This window comes from Bradyrhizobium sp. Leo114 (genome assembly GCF_055229415.2).
The window spans coordinates 101211-117774 of sequence record NZ_JBUYEN020000025.1; the positions used below are offsets into that span (position 1 = coordinate 101211).

Annotated in this window: 16 protein-coding genes; 14 read left to right on the top strand and 2 right to left on the bottom strand. The window is 63.0% G+C overall.

All coding sequences use genetic code 11. The annotated features are described in order from the left end of the window. The 4 genes from ACZIRK_RS27610 to ACZIRK_RS27625 are packed head-to-tail and all read left to right on the top strand — an operon-like array spanning position 1 to position 3361. On the top strand, positions 1-759 hold the full coding sequence (locus tag ACZIRK_RS27610) for an ABC transporter ATP-binding protein (protein ID WP_130226059.1): 759 nt from the start codon (positions 1-3) through the stop codon (positions 757-759). Continuing rightward, on the top strand, positions 752-1456 hold the full coding sequence (locus tag ACZIRK_RS27615; RefSeq protein ID WP_130226060.1) for an ABC transporter ATP-binding protein: 705 nt from the start codon (positions 752-754) through the stop codon (positions 1454-1456). Before ACZIRK_RS27610 ends, ACZIRK_RS27615 begins: the two co-directional genes overlap by 8 nt. A gap of 11 nt (positions 1457-1467) precedes the next feature. Then, positions 1468-2457: an amidohydrolase family protein gene (locus ACZIRK_RS27620; RefSeq protein ID WP_130226061.1), complete on the top strand. Its 990-nt coding sequence runs from the start codon at positions 1468-1470 to the stop codon at positions 2455-2457. Between the two features lie 13 nt (positions 2458-2470). Continuing rightward, the gene (locus ACZIRK_RS27625; RefSeq protein WP_474418541.1) at positions 2471-3361 is read left to right on the top strand and encodes a polysaccharide deacetylase family protein; all 891 of its coding nucleotides are present in this window, start codon (positions 2471-2473) and stop codon (positions 3359-3361) included. A gap of 21 nt (positions 3362-3382) precedes the next feature. On the opposite strand, the gene ACZIRK_RS27630 is transcribed toward ACZIRK_RS27625, so the two are convergent. Next, positions 3383-4165 carry an alpha/beta fold hydrolase gene (locus ACZIRK_RS27630; RefSeq protein WP_130226063.1) on the bottom strand — a complete coding sequence of 261 codons (783 nt, stop codon included), beginning with the start codon at positions 4163-4165 and terminating at the stop codon, positions 3383-3385. 131 nt (positions 4166-4296) lie between these two features. Between ACZIRK_RS27630 and ACZIRK_RS27635 the strand changes: the two genes are divergently transcribed. From ACZIRK_RS27635 to ACZIRK_RS27655, 5 genes are read left to right on the top strand one after another with little or no spacing between them, the layout of a single operon-like run. Further along, a complete protein-coding gene (locus tag ACZIRK_RS27635) occupies positions 4297-4974 on the top strand; it encodes a GntR family transcriptional regulator (protein WP_130226064.1) in 678 nt (225 codons plus the stop codon). Positions 4975-4984: 10 nt separating this feature from the next. Continuing rightward, positions 4985-5854: an FAD binding domain-containing protein gene (locus ACZIRK_RS27640; protein WP_165435224.1), complete on the top strand. Its 870-nt coding sequence runs from the start codon at positions 4985-4987 to the stop codon at positions 5852-5854. Then, on the top strand, positions 5851-6330 hold the full coding sequence (locus ACZIRK_RS27645; protein WP_028168269.1) for a (2Fe-2S)-binding protein: 480 nt from the start codon (positions 5851-5853) through the stop codon (positions 6328-6330). The genes ACZIRK_RS27640 and ACZIRK_RS27645 overlap by 4 nt, the downstream gene beginning before the upstream one ends. After that, positions 6327-8654, top strand: a complete 2328-nt coding sequence (locus ACZIRK_RS27650; protein ID WP_130226067.1) for a xanthine dehydrogenase family protein molybdopterin-binding subunit — start codon at positions 6327-6329, stop codon at positions 8652-8654. Before ACZIRK_RS27645 ends, ACZIRK_RS27650 begins: the two co-directional genes overlap by 4 nt. A gap of 14 nt (positions 8655-8668) precedes the next feature. Beyond that, positions 8669-10042 carry an MFS transporter gene (locus ACZIRK_RS27655; RefSeq protein WP_130226068.1) on the top strand — a complete coding sequence of 458 codons (1374 nt, stop codon included), beginning with the start codon at positions 8669-8671 and terminating at the stop codon, positions 10040-10042. Positions 10043-10436: 394 nt separating this feature from the next. Here ACZIRK_RS27655 and ACZIRK_RS27660 read toward each other — a convergent pair whose 3' ends face one another. Next, the gene (locus ACZIRK_RS27660) at positions 10437-11420 is read right to left on the bottom strand and encodes an IclR family transcriptional regulator domain-containing protein (protein ID WP_474418542.1); all 984 of its coding nucleotides are present in this window, start codon (positions 11418-11420) and stop codon (positions 10437-10439) included. On the opposite strand from ACZIRK_RS27660, the gene ACZIRK_RS27665 reads away from it, so the two are divergent. The 5 genes from ACZIRK_RS27665 to ACZIRK_RS27685 all read left to right on the top strand — a co-directional run bounded on the left by ACZIRK_RS27665 (position 11328) and on the right by ACZIRK_RS27685 (position 16515). Continuing rightward, entirely contained in the window at positions 11328-12584 is a 1257-nt protein-coding gene (locus ACZIRK_RS27665; RefSeq protein ID WP_130226070.1) for an aromatic ring-hydroxylating dioxygenase subunit alpha, read from the top strand. The genes ACZIRK_RS27660 and ACZIRK_RS27665 overlap by 93 nt on opposite strands. A 9-nt stretch (positions 12585-12593) precedes the next feature. After that, positions 12594-13064, top strand: coding sequence for an aromatic-ring-hydroxylating dioxygenase subunit beta (locus tag ACZIRK_RS27670; protein WP_130226071.1), 471 nt, complete (start codon positions 12594-12596; stop codon positions 13062-13064). Beyond that, positions 13061-14050, top strand: a complete 990-nt coding sequence (locus ACZIRK_RS27675) for a PdxA family dehydrogenase (protein ID WP_130226072.1) — start codon at positions 13061-13063, stop codon at positions 14048-14050. The genes ACZIRK_RS27670 and ACZIRK_RS27675 overlap by 4 nt, the downstream gene beginning before the upstream one ends. Next, on the top strand, positions 14047-15078 hold the full coding sequence (locus ACZIRK_RS27680; protein ID WP_130226073.1) for a 2Fe-2S iron-sulfur cluster-binding protein: 1032 nt from the start codon (positions 14047-14049) through the stop codon (positions 15076-15078). Before ACZIRK_RS27675 ends, ACZIRK_RS27680 begins: the two co-directional genes overlap by 4 nt. 93 nt (positions 15079-15171) lie before the next feature. Beyond that, positions 15172-16515, top strand: a complete 1344-nt coding sequence (locus ACZIRK_RS27685) for an MFS transporter (RefSeq protein ID WP_130226074.1) — start codon at positions 15172-15174, stop codon at positions 16513-16515. The last annotated feature ends 49 nt before the right edge of the window (positions 16516-16564 follow it).

The following is a 16564-nucleotide window of genomic DNA, read 5'->3' on the forward strand; positions in this document are numbered from 1 at the left end:
GTGCCGGACACTATCCTCAAGCTCGACCACGTCGGCGTCTCCTTCGATGCGTTGAAGGCGGTTGACGACGTGACCCTGCGGGTCAAACGTGGCGAGCGACGAGCCATCATCGGCCCCAATGGGGCCGGCAAGACCACGCTGTTCAACGCCATCACGGGCGTGGTACCTCCGACGTCCGGCCGCGTCGAATTCGATGGATGCGACATCACGAGGATGCCGCCTCACCGCCGAGCCGCTTGCGGCATCAGCCGCACCTTCCAGATCACCAATCTGTTTCCGAGCCTGACGGTCGAGCAAAACATGCAGCTCGCGCTTTGCGGCCTGACGCCGCGCAAGTTTTCGCTGCTCGGTTCGGGCGGGCTGACCGATACCGAACGCGGCCAGGCTGACCGCGCCCTCGGTTTATCGCGGCTCGGTCCACGTGCAAGATCGCTGGTGAGCGAATTGTCGTATGGCGAGCAGCGCCAGCTCGAGATGGCGATGGCGCTGGCGCCGAATCCCCGGCTGCTGCTGCTCGATGAGCCCGCCGCCGGCCTCTCGCCGGCCGAGCGTGTCATCGTCGCCGACGTCATCCGCAGTCTGCCGGCGGAGATCACCATCGTCCTGATCGAGCACGATATGGACCTGGTGCTCTCCCTGGTGGACTGGGTGACCTGCCTCAACAACGGCCGGTTCCTGGCCGAGGGGGCACCGGCAGAGATTCGCGGTAACGTTGACATCCAGGACGTCTATCTCGGCAAGGCGCACCGTCATGCTTGAGATCCGCGATCTTCATAGTTTCTATGGCGAGGCCCATGTGGTGCAGGGGGCTTCGCTCACGGTGCGTGACCGCGAGGTGGTCGCGCTGCTCGGCCGTAACGGCATGGGCAAGACCAGCCTGATCCGCTCGGTGATGGGCTTGTCGGCGCCCCAGGTGCGCCAGGGCAGCGTGGCGTGGAAGGGCGAAGTCCTGACCGGTATGACGTCGCACGAGATCGCCGGGCGCAAGATCGCGCTGGTGCCGCAAGGGCGGCGGTTGTTCCCCTCGCTCACCGTTACCGAACATCTCACCATGATCAAGTCCGTCCGCGCTCGCGACGGCTGGACCGTCGATCGCGTCATGGAGCTGTTCCCGCGGCTGGCGGAGCGGCGCCAGCACCGCGGCAACCAGCTCTCGGGCGGCGAGCGACAGATGCTCGCCGTGGCGCGCGCGCTGATGATCGACCCTGAACTCATCCTGATGGATGAGCCCTCGGAAGGACTGGCGCCGGTCATGGTCCAGCATCTGGAAGGGATCATCGCGCGGCTGAAGGAGGCGGGTCTGGCGATTCTGCTGGTCGAGCAGAACCTCTACAGCGCGCTTGCGGTCGCAGACCGCGTCTACGTCATCGAGACCGGAAAGATCGTCCACGAGGCGGATGCGTCGGCTCTGGTCGATAATCCCCAATCGCTGATACGCTTCCTCGGCGTGCATTGAGGCCCGACTGCATGAAGATCGACATCCATAGCCACGTCATTCCCGATCGCATCGTCAGCGCCATCGCCGCCGATCCCAAGCGCTTCCGTGCGCGTGTCGAAGGCGAAGGTGCTGCGCGCAAGATCATTCATGACCAGGGCTACGTCTATCCCTTGTTCGAGGAATTTCGTCAGACAGGGGCCAAGCTCGCCGCCATGGACTGCAAGGGCATCGAGATCTCCGTGATCTCGCCGGCGCCGCCAATGTTCTATTACTGGGCCGATGCCGATCTGGCGCTTGAAGTCGCCGGCCTCGTCAATGATGGCGTGGCAGACATGGTCGGCGTCCAGCCGGCCCGATTGCGCGGCATGGCGACTGTGCCGATGCAGCATCCGGATGCCGCCGTCGCCGAACTCGAGCGCGTCGTTCGCGCCTACGGGTTCAGGGCCGTGGAGATCGGCACCTCGATCGAAGGCGCGCAGCTCGCCGAGGAGCGCTTTCGTCCGTTGCTGCGCCGCGCCAGCGAGCTCAACGTCTTCGTCTTCGCGCATCCTTATTATGTCGGGGCCAAGAGCGGGCTCGAAAACTACTATCTCACCAATCTCATCGGCAATCCGCTGGACACGACGGTAATGCTGGCCAATCTCATGTTCTCCGGCCGGCTCGATGAACTGCCCGACCTGAAGCTCGTCCTGGCGCATGGTGGCGGCTTTGCGCCCTACCAGATCGGACGGCTCGTCCACGGACACGCGGTGCGCAGCGAAGCCAACGGCATCAGCAAGTCCTCCCCGAAGGAGCTGCTCAAGCGGATCTATTTCGACAGCCTCGTTTTCGAGCCGCAGGCGCTGCGTTACCTCATCGACCTTGTCGGCGCCGATCACATCTGCATCGGAACCGATGCGCCCTTCGATATGGCCGATGCTGATCCCGGTGCGACGATAGACGCGGTTCCCGCGATCGCACCGCAGGAACGTCAATGCATCTGCTGCGGCACGGCGCTGAAGCTGCTGTGCGAAGGTTGAAAGAGAGGAAGAGATGTCCGAGCCCGTCGGCAATAGTCTTCGCAACCGGCTGTCCTACAGCCCGATCCACCGTAGACCGGCGCTCAAGCTCCCTAACGATGCGCGGGTGGCGGTGTGGACCATCGTCAATGTGGAGAACTGGAGTCCTAACGGTGCGATGCCGCGCGCCGTGCTGCCGCCGCCGATGGGGCAGCCGCTGCTGCCTGACGTTCCCAACTGGGCCTGGCACGAATACGGCATGCGTGTCGGTTTCTGGCGATTCATGGAAGCGCTGGGCAGCCGGAATCTGAAGGCGACGTTCGCGCTCAACGGCTCCGTCTGCGAGGTTTATTCCGAAGCATGCGAGGCGGCGCGGGACGCGGGATGGGATTTCATGGGGCACGGCTTCGTGCAGAAGCCGATGCACAAGGTCGAGGACCAGAAGTCGGCGATCGCCGACACGATCGCTGCGATCACGAAATTCACCGGCAGGCCGCCCCGCGGCTGGGAAAGCCCGGGCCTCACCGAGACCGACGAGACGCTGGACCTGCTCGCTGAAGCCGGCATCGAATATGTCGCCGATTGGGTGCTCGACGAGCAGCCGATTCCCCTGAAGACGCGCCACGGCGACATCATCTCCGTTCCCTACACGGTCGAAATCAATGACGTCGTCATCAGCGCGGTACAGCAGCAGCCCTCAGACGAAATCCTGAGCCGCGGCCGTGATCAATTCGATCGGCTCTATTTCGATGGCGCCAAGGCGCCGCGCGTGATGGCCATTTCCATCCACCCTTATCTGACGGGTGTGCCGCACCGGATCAAATATCTCGAGATGCTTTACGACTACATTCTCGGCCACGACGGCGTCGTGATGTGGACCGGGGCCGAGATCCTCGATTGGTACCGCTCACAGGTGCCGGGATAGGACGGCGCCGGTGCGGGCCTGTCATGACAGGAAATCTTCGATCGACCGAATGAAGGCCTCCGGCTGCTCGAGGGGCGGACAGTGCCCGCATCCCGGCAGTTCACGATAGGACGCGCCAGGGATCTTGTCGGCCAGCAACCGGCAGAGGGGAGGCGGGGTGGCGGCATCGAGCTCACCGCACACGACGCGCGTGGGTTTGCGGATCGCGCCGAGCTGCGGCGTCAGGTCCGCCGTCATCAAGCTGCGACAGGCCGCGATGAAGCCGTGGGGATCGATGCCGAGCAATACGCGTCGCCGCTCGTCGACGGCACCGGGATGCGCGGCGAGATAAGACTCGTGGAAGACGCGGCTGGCCGAAATCGTCGCGACCGAACCGATACCCTCGTTCGCCACCTTGGCGGCCATCAGTTCAAAGGCTTTGCGGCCTTCCGGCGGAAAACCGGCAGCTACGTCGGAAAGGACGAGCTTGCCGAACTTCGCGCCGTGCCGCAGCGCCATCGCGACTGCAACCGTGCCGCCGAACCCGTTGCCGATCACCACGGTCTGTTCAGACAGGCCCTGAGGTGTGAAGAGTTGGGCGAGATGATCTGCGTAGCCCTCGATGCCCGGCGGGATGCAGGCCGAGCCGTGGAAGCCGGGCAGGTTCACGAGGGTGACGCGAAAACGCTGCGTGAGCCAGGGCAGGACGGGATTGAAGGCCGTCCGGTCTGCCAGAAGCGAATGAATGACCAGAAGATCGGGGCCCGAACCCGCCTGAACCGCCGTCAGGCGATCTGCGGCAAGGGTGACTGGTTTGAGCTCCACGTGCGACTCCTTGGAATATTATGGCAAGAAAAAATCTAGCCTATACCTATCCCGATCTAGCTTATCCGAGCGCAGACGGAAAGTATTTTCAGTGGCTTGTCAGTCACGGCAAGAAGTCTATAATATATCAGATGAACGAAATTCCCTACCAGCTGATGCGCTCTGATATCTATGGTGTTCTCCGCCGGGAGCTGTTGAGCTGCGCCATCCGCCCCGGCGCCGAGATCAGGGACGCCGAGATCGCCGAGCGTTTCGCGGTGTCCCGCTCGCCGGTCCGCGACGCGCTGCTGCGGCTGGAGGCTGAGGGGCTGGTGGTGATCAGCCCGCGCAAGGGCTATCGAGCCGCGCCGATCTCGATTGCGGACGCGCGCGATCTGTTCGAATTCCGCGCTATCCTCGAACCTGCCTGCGCGGCGAGCGTGGCATCCGAGGCGACCGATGAGGCCCTGCGTGGCCTCGATCACTTCCGCTCCATCGACGGTTTCGCTGCTGGGGTAGCGGAGGCCGAGCCGACCTTTGTGCAATACAACCGCGAATTTCATCTGGCGATCGCGGGTCTGTGCACGAACCAGCGCATGCGCGACGCGGCCATCGATCTGATCGAACAGTTCGATCGTCTCGTCATTGTGAGCATCAGCAGCAGCGAGGCCGGCGGCCAGCAGGAGGCGCTGATCGCCGAGCACTGCGAGATCATCACGGCGCTGCAGGCGCGCGATGGCAAGCGGGCGGGGCGCATTCTGGCGCGCCACGCCGGCCGCGCGCGCAAGCGTGTGTTGTCGGCGCTCTCGCGCTCGCCGATCGTGCCCTAGGGAGCCGGCGATGAAAGCGCCTCCGTTCGCCTATCACGATCCGCGCAGCCGCGATGATCTGATCGGGTTGCTCGCAGAGCTTGAGAACGCCAAGCTTTTGGCGGGTGGCCAGTCGCTGGTGCCGATGTTGAATTTCCGTGTGGTCGCGCCCGACCACCTGATCGACATCAACCGCATTCCGGATCTCGCCGGCATCCGCCTTTCCGCGGACGACGTTGTGCTTGGGGCCATGACGCGGCAGTGCGATCTGCACGCATCCGCGGAGCTCGCCGCAACGGCGCCGATCATTCGCCAGGCGCTGGCTCATGTTGGTCACTTCCAGACACGTTCACGCGGCACGATCGGAGGAAGCTGCTGCCATCTGGATCCAGCGGCGGAATTGCCGGCCCTGTGCGCGCTGCTCGACGCCGAGTTCGACGTCGCGGGGCCAAACGGCGCGCGCATCGTGAAGGGCGGCGACTGGTTCAAGGGCTATCTCGAATCTGCGCTCGAAGAACGGGAATATCTGCAGTCGATAAGGTTGCGCCGCTGGCCGGCCGGCCACGGCTACGGTTTCAGCGAATATGCGCGCAGGCGCGGCGATTTCGCCATCGCCGGCGCGGGTGCGCTGCTCGAATTTGCGGAAGATGCTCGCATCGGGCGCGCTGCGATCGTCGTGTTCGGTGTTGAGCCTGCGCCGATCAGGCTGGTTGAAGCTGAGCGGACGCTGGTGGGGCAGACATTCAGCGAGGCGCTGCTGGCCGAGGTGGCCGCCCAAGCGAGCGCGCTCGATGCGATGGCGGATGTGCATGTCTCCGCCGCTTATCGGCGGCGCCTTGCCGGCGTCGTGACCCGGCGCGCGCTCGCCGAGGCCGCCCGCCCCGCGAGGGAAGCGGTATGAGCGCCCGGAAGATCCATCTGACCGTCAACGGCGAAGCCGTCGAGGCCGAGGTCCAGGCCCGCGTCAACCTTGCCGATTTCCTGCGTCAGGCCATCGGGCTGACCGGTACGCATGTCGGCTGCGAACATGGGGTGTGCGGCGCTTGCACGATCATCGTGGACGGGCGGCCCGCGCGCGCCTGCCTGATGCTCGCCGTTCAAGCCGATGGCGCGAAGGTGGAGACTGTCGAGAGCTTGGGAACGCCAGAGTCGCTCTCGGAGCTCCAGCAGGCCTTCCGTGATCGTCACGCGCTGCAATGTGGCTTCTGCACGCCGGGCATGTTGATGACGATCGAGGCTCTTCTGCGCGTCGAAGCTTCGCCGACGCGCGAGCAGATCAGGGACGTGCTGTCGGGCAATCTCTGTCGCTGCACCGGCTATCAGGCCATTGTCGATGCGGCGCTGGATGCAGCCAAAGCGCGCAGGGGGACGCGATGAGCACGCGCTATTTCGGCGCCGCCGTTCCGCGCCTCGAAGATCCCCGTCTTCTCACGGGCAGGGGGACCTATGTCGACGACGTCGTCCTTCCCGGCATGCTGCACGCCGTCTTCCTCCGTTCGTCGGTCGCGCACGGCCGGGTCAGGAACCTCGATCCGTCGGCTGCGCTGTCGATGCCGGGCGTGCGCGCGGTCTATGCGATGGCGGATTTTGCCGGCTTCGGTTCAGGGCCGATGCCGGCGATGGCGCCTCATCCCCTGCTGAAGAGCCCGGTTACCTGCAGCCCGCTTGCCGTTGACGAGGTTCGCTATGTCGGTGAGGCGATCGCTATGGTTCTCGCCGACAGCCGCGCCGAGGCCGAGGACGCCCTGGCCGCGGTCGAACTCGACATCGAGCATCTCCCGGTGGTCGCAAACGCACGCCAAGGCGTTGCGGACGGCGCGCCGCGGGCCCATTCGGGCCGGGAGAGCAACGTGATCGCCACGCTGCGCGGATCTCATGGCAATGTCGACGCGGTCTTCGCCGCAGCGGCGCATCGGTTCAGCGAGACGTTCGAAATCCATCGCGGGGGTTGCCATGCCATGGAATGTCGCGGCGTTGTCGCGGCGCCGGAGCCCCGATCAGGCGAATTGTCGCTCTGGACCTCGTCGCAGTCGCCCTACATGGTGCGGCGGCATCTGGCGACATATCTCGGCCGCGATGAAGCCGATATTCGCGTCACGGCGCCGGACGTCGGCGGCGGGTTCGGCCCCAAGGCCAATGTCTATCCGGAAGAATTCGCCGTCGCGCTTGCCGCGCTCGCCTGCGGCCGTCCGGTCAAGTGGATCGAAGACCGGCAGGAGCACTTCCTTGCCACCACGCAGCAGCGCGACCAGTTCTGGTCGCTGGAGGTCGCCTGCGATGCGACCGGCCGCATGTTGGGCGTACGCGGCCACTGCATTCATGACAACGGCGCCTATGCGCCTTATGGACTCATTCTGCCGGCCACGGCCCTGGCGTCCTTTCCGGGCCCTTACGCCCTTGCCGCGTTCGATCTGTCGATCGACGTCGTCCTGACCAATCTGGTGCCGACGTCGCCAGTGCGGGGCGCGGGCAGACCCAACGCCGCCTTTGTGCTGGAGCGCCTTGCCGATACCGTTGCCCGACGTTTGAATCTGCCGCGCGAGGAAGTGCGCCGCCGCAGTTTTGTCCGCGCCGAGCAGATGCCCTATGTGACGGGCGGAAAAATGCGCGACGGCTCACCGGTCGCATATGACAGCGGGGATTACGCGAAGGCGCTGTCGCTCGTGCTCGACAAGATCGGTGCCGCCGGCTTCGCGCGGCGCCGCGCCGAAGCTGCGGCTCGCGGCCGTCTGCTTGGACTCGGCTTTGCGTCCTGCGTCGAGGACACCGGGCTTGGGCCGTTCGAGGGCGCCTCGGTCCGCGTCACGCCGGCCGGCAAGGTTGTGGTCGCGACGGGCGCTGCGAGCCAGGGCCAGGGGCATGCGACGACGTTGGCCCAGATCGCCGCCGATGCGCTTGGGGTCGATCTGTCCCAGGTGACCATCAAGGCCGCCGACAGTCGCATCTTTCCGCTTGGGATCTCCACGATCGCGAGTCGCGTGGCCGTCACCGCGGGGTCTTCGGTCGAGATCGCGGCGCGCAAGGTGCGCGACAAGGCGATCAAGGTTGCCGCTCACATGCTGGAGGCGGGCGAGCACGATCTGGAGATCGAAAACGGGCAGGTTCGCGTGGTGGGCGTGCCCGACATGAACGTGCCGTTATCGACCATCGCGCGGGTTCTGTCCGGCTCCGCCGGCGTGCCCATCCCCGCCGGCGTCGAGCCGGACCTGGCGGCGACCGGCTATTTCGAAGCGAACCAGCTCGCCTTCGCCTACGGGTCTCAGGCCTGCGAAGTCGAAATCGATCCTGAAACCGGTGATACCCGGATCACCCGCTACGTGGTCGCGCATGATTGCGGAAGATTGATCAATCCGCTGATCGTCGATGGCCAGATCAGGGGAGGGGTCGTGCATGGCGTCGGCAACGCCTTGTTCGAGCATATGCGGCACGACGAGGCGGGGCAGCCGTTGACCGCGACCTATGCGGATTACCTGCTGCCAGGCGCTGCCGAGATGCCGGATATCGAGATCCATCACATCGAGACGCCGTCGCCGCGCAATCCGATCGGAGCCAAGGGCGCCGGCGAGGGTGGCACGATACCCGCGGCGGCCTGCGTGATCTCCGCCATCCAGGATGCGCTCGGACCAGAAGCGCCCTTCGTCACGATGCATCCGCTCTCACCGGAGCAGATTGTGGAATGGATCGACCAAACTAGAAAATAAAACAGGGGGAAACGATGAGTGTAGTGGCAGAGACGACGGCTTTGACGGCCGCCTCAGCAACGATGTCGGTCCAGTCGGGAGCCAGGCTCGACCGTTTGCCGATTTCAGCGTTCCACACACGAATATTCTGGCTGATCGGGGCCGGGATGTTCTTCGACGGCTACGATCTGTATGTCGGCACCAGCGTGCTGGGCGCCACACTCGCGAGCAAGTTTTCGACCCTGGCGCAGAATGCGCAATTCGTGTCGGTCACCTTCATGGGCATGACGATCGGCGCTCTAGCCGCGGGTTTTCTCGGTGACTCCTATGGACGGCGCTTCACCTACCAGTTCAATCTGCTCCTGTTCGGGATCGCTTCTCTAGGGGCCGCGTTCGCGCCGTCCATGGAATGGCTGATCGCAGCCCGACTGCTGATGGGACTCGGCCTCGGCGCCGAAATCGTCGTCGGCTACTCTTCGCTCACGGAATTCGTGCCCCCCGCGTCGCGTGGCAAGTGGCTGGCGCTGATGGCCATGATCGTGGTGAGCGGCCTGCCCGCCACGACCCTGTTGGGTTCGGCCCTAATTCCACTGGTCGGCTGGCGCGCGATGTTCCTCATCGCCGGCGCTGGCGCGCTGTTTGTCTGGTACCTCAGAAAGGCCTTGCCGGAATCGCCGCGCTGGCTCGAAACCAAGGGTCGTACCGAGGAAGCGGAAGCCATCGTCGCCGAAATCGAGAAGGAGTGTGGTGCGTCCGCCTTGCCGCCATTGCCGCCCCCCGCCGCGGTCAAGAGCTTCAGCGCGGCGGAATTGTTCGGGCCGGTCCTGCTGCCCCGCTTGATCCTCGGGTCGATCGTTCTGATCGTGATCAATACCCTGATCTTCGGCTTCGTGACTTGGCTGCCGACCTTCTTCGTTCAACAGGGCATGACGCTGGCGAAGTCGTTCGCTTATACTCTTGTCATGTCGTTGGCCGCGCCGATCGGTTGCGCATTGGGGAGTGTCCTGGCGGACCGTGCCGGTCGACGGCCAACGATCGTCGGCGGATCGGTGTCCACGATCGCGTTCGGCCTGATCTATCCCATGCTTTCCGATCCCGTGGCCTTCGTCGCCATCGGGTTCTGCCTGCTACTGTCAATCTATGTCCTGGTCGCGCTGCTCTACGGCGTCTACACCCCCGAATTGTTCCCGACCGAAGTCCGGCTCCGTGCCAACGGCATTTGCAACATGCTCGGGCGCGGTGCGACTATCGTGTCTCCGTTCATCGTGCTCGGATTGTTCAGGGCCTATGGCATAGGTGGTGTGACATCCCTGATGATCGGCCTTCTGCTGATTCAGATCGTCGCGGTGATGGCTTGGGGGATAGAGCCGGCAAAACGGGGGTTGGAGGAGCTCGCCGACGGGCGCTGATTGTTTCGCTGTCCCGGCGAGGGCGCTGATCGGCCGCGCAAGCCCTGGGCGCTCGCCTTGGGGGCCTGCTTCACCTTTGGATTTTCATCGTTGGGATAAGCAACTGAAATCGCAGCAAACGTGAACGCGCTCCGAGCGCCAATAGGATGGCGTCGTCGCTATTGCACTTCTATGCATAGCGGCCGCTTCACTGGCGTCGCCGGCGCTTTCGGCCCTGCTGACTTAGATTGACCAATCTCGGCGTGGCCGTTGGCTGGGTACGCACAGCAAAACTCGGCTATTGGTCTTGGCATCAGCAATCTTCTTGGTGACAAACTGCCGACACTTCTCTTGTGCGCCGAGCGGACTGAGATGGGCGCATGACCGCCTCCGGTGTTCTAACGGCGGGAAGCCTTCAGCGCAGCTCCTTCAACGGCCGGGCGATCTGGTTCGCGCAGTTGAGTAGCACAGGTAGCAGACGTTTGCGCAGATCGTTGACTTTGACGCGGGCCGTGGCCGCACTCACACTGACGGCGGCGACAATGTCGCCGTCCGCGGCAAGCACCGGGACGGCCATTGATCTGATGCTCGGCGCCAGCTCCTCGTCGCTGATCGCATAGCCGTTCTTCGCTGCGGTCCGGATCGCAGACAGAATGTCCGGGATAGTGGTCAGCGTCCGCGGCGAGCGTGCGCTCATCGGTTGCCGGCTCAGTCGTCGCGTGATGTCGTCATCAGTATGGCCGCCGAGCAGGATGCGGCCTGTCGCCGAGCAATAGAGCGGAAGATAGGCGCCGACGCGAACGCCGGTCTGGACGTAGTGCTCGGCTTGCGCGCGCGCAATGAAGAGCGATTGATTGTCGTCCAGCACCGCCAGCGAAATCGATTCCGCGGCTTCATCGCGGGCGCGCTCCAGCAGCGGCTGTGCGATCTGCACGAGCTTATCGCGGTCGGACATCACGCCGCCGAGCCTGCGAAGACGAGGAAGAGGACGGAAGTCTCGTCCCGACAGCTCGAGGTAATTCAACTCGACCAGGGTGAGGAGGCATCGGCGCGCGGCTGCGCGTGTAGCGCCTGAAGCGCGCGCGGCGTCGGCGACGCTCATCACGGGGTGAACCGAGAATGCCTCGATGATCGCGAGGCCTTTCGCGAGCCCCGCCATCCCTTCACGTCTCTCTTGGGTTTCCGCGATCGCCATAGCTGAGCTCACCTTGACAGCCGTTTTAGAGTGGCTCAAGGTGTTCGAAATAAAGATACTTGTTCGATATTCGAACAGATCGAACGTGAAGTCAAGCGTGAGGAAGCGCCGATGAACAAGATCGTTTTGCCGCCGGAACGAGCAAATCTCGTCAACTGGCCGGAGGGGCTCACCCGCGTTCCGTATTGGGTGTTCCAGGATCAATCGGTTTACGCGGAGGAGCAGCGCAAGATCTTCCAGGGGCCGAATTGGCATTATCTCGCGCTGGAAGTTGAACTGGCGGAGCCGGGCGATTTCCTCACGGCGCACATCGGCGATACGCCCGTGATCGTAACTCGCGACACCGACAATGAAATCTACGCGTTCGAAAACCGATGCGCCCATCGTGGCGCGTTGATCTGTCTGGAAAGCCGCGGCAAGCATCGCAAGGATTTCAGCTGCGTGTATCACGCCTGGAATTACGACCCGCAGGGCAATCTGACGGGAGTCGCCTTCAAGGACGGCATCAAGGGCAAGGGGGGCATGCCCGACTCGTTCAAGATGGAGCAGCACGGTCCGCGCAAGCTGCGCATCGCGATCATTCACGGCCTGATCTTCGGTTCATTCTCTGAGGACGTGCCGTCGATCGAAGAATATCTCGGCGAAGAGATCTTGAACCGCATCGAGCGCGTGCTCGGCGGTCGCACGCCCGTGGTGCTCGGGCGCTTTACCCAGGTGCTTCCAAACAATTGGAAGCTCTATATGGAGAACGTCAAGGACTCCTATCACGCCAGCATTCTGCATCTTTTCTTCACGACATTCGATTTGAACCGGCTGTCGATGAAGGGCGGCATCATAGTCGATGAAAGCGGCGGGCACCACGTCAGCTATTCGGCGATCGATCGCGAGGCCGAAAAGGACGTGGATTACGCCAAGCAGCAGTTGCGCTCAGAGAGCGAGTACAAGCTCGCCGATCCCAGCTTGCTGGAAAGTTTCGACGAATATCGCGATGGCTGCACGCTGCAGATTTTGTCGGTGTTCCCGACCTTCGTGCTGCAGCAGATCCAGAACGCCATTGCGGTTCGCCAGATCGTGCCGCGTGCGGTCGACAGGACCGATCTGAACTGGACCTATCTCGGCTTCTCTGATGATACGCCCGAGCAGCGCCTGTCACGTATCAAGCAGGGCAACCTGGTTGGGCCGGCCGGATACATCTCGATGGAAGATGGCTGTGTCGGCGGCTTCGTGCAGCGTGGCGTTGCCGGCGCAAGCGACGATCATGCTGTCCTCGAGATGGGCGGAGCCGATGCCAATAGCAGCGAGAGCCGGGTGACCGAGGCGTCAGTGCGCGGCTTCTGGAAGGCGTATCGCGCCAACATGGGACTCTGAGGATACGCGATGACCAGCAGCGTTCTGCAATATATCATCGAAGCGCAGGCGAAGTACTCGCGCTGCATCGATGACGATCGCCTCGAGGAATGGCCGAGCCTGTTTCATGGCCCGTGCCTCTACAGGATCACGACCGCATCGAATTATCGCGAGGGGCTCGAGGCCGGCATCGTGTTTGCCAACTCCCGCGGCATGCTGATTGATCGCGTCTCGGCGCTGCGCGAAGCCAATATCTATGAGCGGCAGACTTATCGTCACATCCTCGGACAGCCGTCGATCTTGTCGGAAGACGGAGCAAAGGTGCGTAGCGAGACCCCCTTCTTGGTGGCGCGCACCCTGCAGGATGGCGACACATCGATTTACGCCACCGGTCGCTATTTCGATGTCTATGAGATCGCGGACCGGTCGGCGCAACTGCAAGAGCGGACCGTCGTATGCGACAGCTCCCGGATCGACACGCTGCTGGCGCTGCCGTTATGACCTCGAGAGCTGTTGCGCTGACCATTGGCGATCCCAATGGGATCGGCCCTGAAATCGCGGTGAAGGCTGCGGTGCTGTGTGCGGAAGCGCAGACCGGCTCATCTCCAATCCTGGTTGGCGACGAGCATGTCATCCGCTTCTACGCGGACAAATTCGCACCCGGCCTGACCCTGACGCAGGCCGGGGCATCCACTGACAAGCGGCCGTTGCTCTATCATCCTGTTGCCGCGCTTGACCCAAGAGCCTTCACGCCTGGACATGGGCGTGCGGAGGGTGGCCGCGCCACCGTCGCCTATGTCGAGGCGGGACTCGACCTAATGAAAGTGGGGCGGGCTCATAGCATCGTGGCTTGTCCGCATTCCGAAACCAATGTCAACGCTGCCGGCATCAGGTTCTCCGGCTATCCGAGCCTCCTGGCACGGCTGAAGAAGGTGCCGGAGGATGAAGTGTTCCTCATGCTGGTCGGTGCGGGGCTGCGGATCGCTCATGTGACATTGCATGAGCGGCTTGCCGATGCGCTTGACCGGCTTACGCCAACGCTGATCGAGCGCGCTATTCGCACAACGATCGATGCCTTGAAGAATCTCGGCGTTGCACGCCCCAAGCTTGGTGTGTTTGGCATCAATCCTCACGCAGGCGAGGGCGGGCTTTTTGGCGACGATGACGATCGCATCGTCAAGCCGCTGGTCGAGCGACTGAAGGCGGAAGACATCGATATCGAGGGGCCGGTGGGCGCCGATCTGATGCTTGGTCAGCAGGGCTTCGATGCGTTCGTGGCGATGTATCACGATCAGGGACACATTCCGATCAAGCTGCTGGCGGGCCGGAATTCGGCGGCGATGTCGATCGGTGCGGGCCTGATGTTTTCAAGTGTCGGCCATGGCAGCGCCTTCGACATTGCGGGGAAGGGCATTGCCGATCCCACGCCCGTCCTACGCTGCATCCAGCTCGTCGCAGGCGCCAGTCAATTCAAGGCAATCCCATGACCCACACAATCGCAGTCGAAGGCGCCGACATCAACTTCACGTGCCATGACGGCGAAACCATTCTCGTCGCAGCGGAGCGTGCGGGCTACACGATGCCCTACTCCTGCAGAAAGGGCGTCTGCGCATCCTGCGAAGGCTTTCTGAGCAAGGGCGATGTCAAACAGCGCTCGAAGGAAATGACGGGTCCGGCCGGCAAAGTCCTGTTCTGCACGGCCACGGCCAAGAGCGATCTCACCATCCGGGCGCGCCGCATTCAGCGTCATGATCCGTTGGCGCGGAAGAAAATCCAGGCGCGGGTGTTTCGCATGTCGCGCCCGGTCGATGATGTCGCCATCCTGCAGCTGCGCTTTCCGGCCAGCATTCGTGCCAAGTTCAAGGCCGGGCAGTATCTGCGCATCCGCATGCCGGATGGCGACGAGCGCAGCTTCTCCATGGCTAACGCGCCGCAGGAAAGCGACTGCGTTCAGCTCCACATCCGGCATGTGCCCGGCGGCGCGTTCTCCGAGAGAGTGCTGGCTTCCTTGGAGCTCGACGACAAGCTCGAGGTGGAGGTGCCGTTCGGCGATTTCTACCTGCGCGAGGACGATCAGGCGCGCTACGTATTCGTCGCGACCGGTACAGGCTTCGCGCCGTTGAAGTCCATGCTCGATGACATGATCAGGCGGCGGCTCAACCGCGAGGTACGTTTCTATTGGGGCGGACGCACCGCCGCCGATCTTTATCTCGCGGAGACCTGCGAAAAATGGGCGAAGCGCTATCCGTGGTTCACGTTCATTCCGGTGCTGTCTGAAGCTGACCCGAACTGGGCGGGACGTCGTGGACTGGTTCACGTCGCGGTACTCGAGGATCTTATCGATCTGTCGGACCGGCACGTCTATGCCTGCGGGAATCCGATGATGATCGAAGCCGCGCGCAATGAATTCACGACGCGCTGCGGATTGCCAAGTGATCGCTTTTACGCCGATGCGTTCATCCCGAGCGGATCATCCCACCCAACATTGGTTCAAGTCTTGCAAGCTGCCGGCTGACAATTCTGCGCGCTCTTCGTGTCGGCATAGCCGCGCCGTTTCAAGATCAAGAAACAAATTGGACCAAATCATTTGGCCAGCAAAGGTGAGGAAATGAGCAGTACGGAGGTTGCTTTTGACGTCCCATCCTTCATCAATTCGCGCCGCACCGGCGTCACGCAATACGGGATTGTGGTGTTATGCGGACTCGTCATGTTTCTCGATGGTTTTGACACGCAGGCCATTAGCTACATGGCGCCGTCGATCGCAAAAGAGTGGGGGCTCTCTCGAGAATTGCTCGGGCCGATCTTCTCGTCGGCGCTGACTGGATTGATGGTGGGCTATCTGCTGGTATCGCCGTTATCGGACCGCTTCGGCCATCGCAAGCTTGTGGTCATATCGACGTTTGCGTTCGCACTTCTGACGTTTGCCACCGTCTTTGCAACCAATGTCACTGAATTAATGGCGCTTCGTTTCGTTACCGGTACTGCGCTCGGCTCGGTGGTGCCAAGCGCCATCGCGTTGACGACCGAGTTCAGTCCTGCTCGCTTGCGCGCCACCTTCGTGCTGGCGATCTATTGCGGCTTCTCGCTAGGCTTCGTCGCAGCCGGCGCCGTCGCTGCGTGGGCTATTCCTGCATACGGCTGGCACTCGATGCTGCGGATCGGCGGCGCGGCGCCCATGCTTGTCGCGATCCTGGCGCTGATGTTCTTGCCGGAGTCGATGGATTTCCTCATTCGCACCAAAGCGAAGCCGGATACAGTCTGGCGCGTGGTGCGCCGGGTGGATGGCGCGCTGCCGGTGGAGGGACCGACGAAGTTCGTCACCGAGGTGGGCGAGCGGCGCGGCGCAGTCGGAAGCCTGTTTTCGTCCGGGCGCGCAGCAGGAACGCTGGTGATCTGGATCGTGTTCGTGCTGAACCTCGCGGAGTTCTACGCGCTGCAAAGCTGGCTGCCATCGATGCTGACGAATGTCGGCCATTCCCTCAGCACAGTGGCGCTCGCTACCACCATGACCACCGTTGGTGGCATCGTCGCCGCATTCGCGATCGGACCGGCGATGGACCGCATTGGGCCCTATGGCTCACTTGGCACTGTTTATCTGGCGGGCGTCCTGTTCGTTCTATCGTTCGGCTATTCGATCGACAAGCCAAGCTGGATCATGATCGTGGCTGCGTTCTGTGCCGGGTTTTGTGTCAGCGGCGGACAGAAGAGCGTGATCGCGCTGGCGGCGATTTATTATCCGACCGCGATCAGGTCAACCGGCGTGGGTTGGGCGCTTGGCATCGGCAGGTTAGGGGGCATTGGTGGCCCGCTGTTGATCGGCGCGTTGCTCGCGTACCACTTGAGCCCTCAACATATTCTCTATGTTGCCGGGATCCCGATGTTGCTCGCCGGATTGCTCATCTTGCTGCTTGGCCATTGGTATGGGCGGGACGCAGCCAGGGGAGAAGGTTGAGCAGACCTTCCTCAACCTCCTTGTGTCCCGGAAATCTGTCGGAATGTGC

Excerpts from the sequence above, each read along its gene's own strand:
- ACZIRK_RS27650 (WP_130226067.1), top strand. The coding sequence starts at position 6,327 with ATGAGCACGCGCTATTTCGGCGCCGCCGTTCCGCGCCTCGAAGATCCC.
- ACZIRK_RS27675 (WP_130226072.1), top strand. The coding sequence starts at position 13,061 with ATGACCTCGAGAGCTGTTGCGCTGACCATTGGCGATCCCAATGGGATC.
- ACZIRK_RS27645 (WP_028168269.1), top strand. The coding sequence starts at position 5,851 with ATGAGCGCCCGGAAGATCCATCTGACCGTCAACGGCGAAGCCGTCGAG.
- ACZIRK_RS27615 (WP_130226060.1), top strand. The coding sequence starts at position 752 with ATGCTTGAGATCCGCGATCTTCATAGTTTCTATGGCGAGGCCCATGTG.
- ACZIRK_RS27655 (WP_130226068.1), top strand. The coding sequence starts at position 8,669 with ATGAGTGTAGTGGCAGAGACGACGGCTTTGACGGCCGCCTCAGCAACG.
- ACZIRK_RS27625 (WP_474418541.1), top strand. The coding sequence starts at position 2,471 with ATGTCCGAGCCCGTCGGCAATAGTCTTCGCAACCGGCTGTCCTACAGC.
- ACZIRK_RS27685 (WP_130226074.1), top strand. The coding sequence starts at position 15,172 with ATGAGCAGTACGGAGGTTGCTTTTGACGTCCCATCCTTCATCAATTCG.
- ACZIRK_RS27680 (WP_130226073.1), top strand. The coding sequence starts at position 14,047 with ATGACCCACACAATCGCAGTCGAAGGCGCCGACATCAACTTCACGTGC.
- ACZIRK_RS27620 (WP_130226061.1), top strand. The coding sequence starts at position 1,468 with ATGAAGATCGACATCCATAGCCACGTCATTCCCGATCGCATCGTCAGC.
- ACZIRK_RS27670 (WP_130226071.1), top strand. The coding sequence starts at position 12,594 with ATGACCAGCAGCGTTCTGCAATATATCATCGAAGCGCAGGCGAAGTAC.
- ACZIRK_RS27640 (WP_165435224.1), top strand. The coding sequence starts at position 4,985 with ATGAAAGCGCCTCCGTTCGCCTATCACGATCCGCGCAGCCGCGATGAT.
- ACZIRK_RS27635 (WP_130226064.1), top strand. The coding sequence starts at position 4,297 with ATGAACGAAATTCCCTACCAGCTGATGCGCTCTGATATCTATGGTGTT.
- ACZIRK_RS27665 (WP_130226070.1), top strand. The coding sequence starts at position 11,328 with ATGAACAAGATCGTTTTGCCGCCGGAACGAGCAAATCTCGTCAACTGG.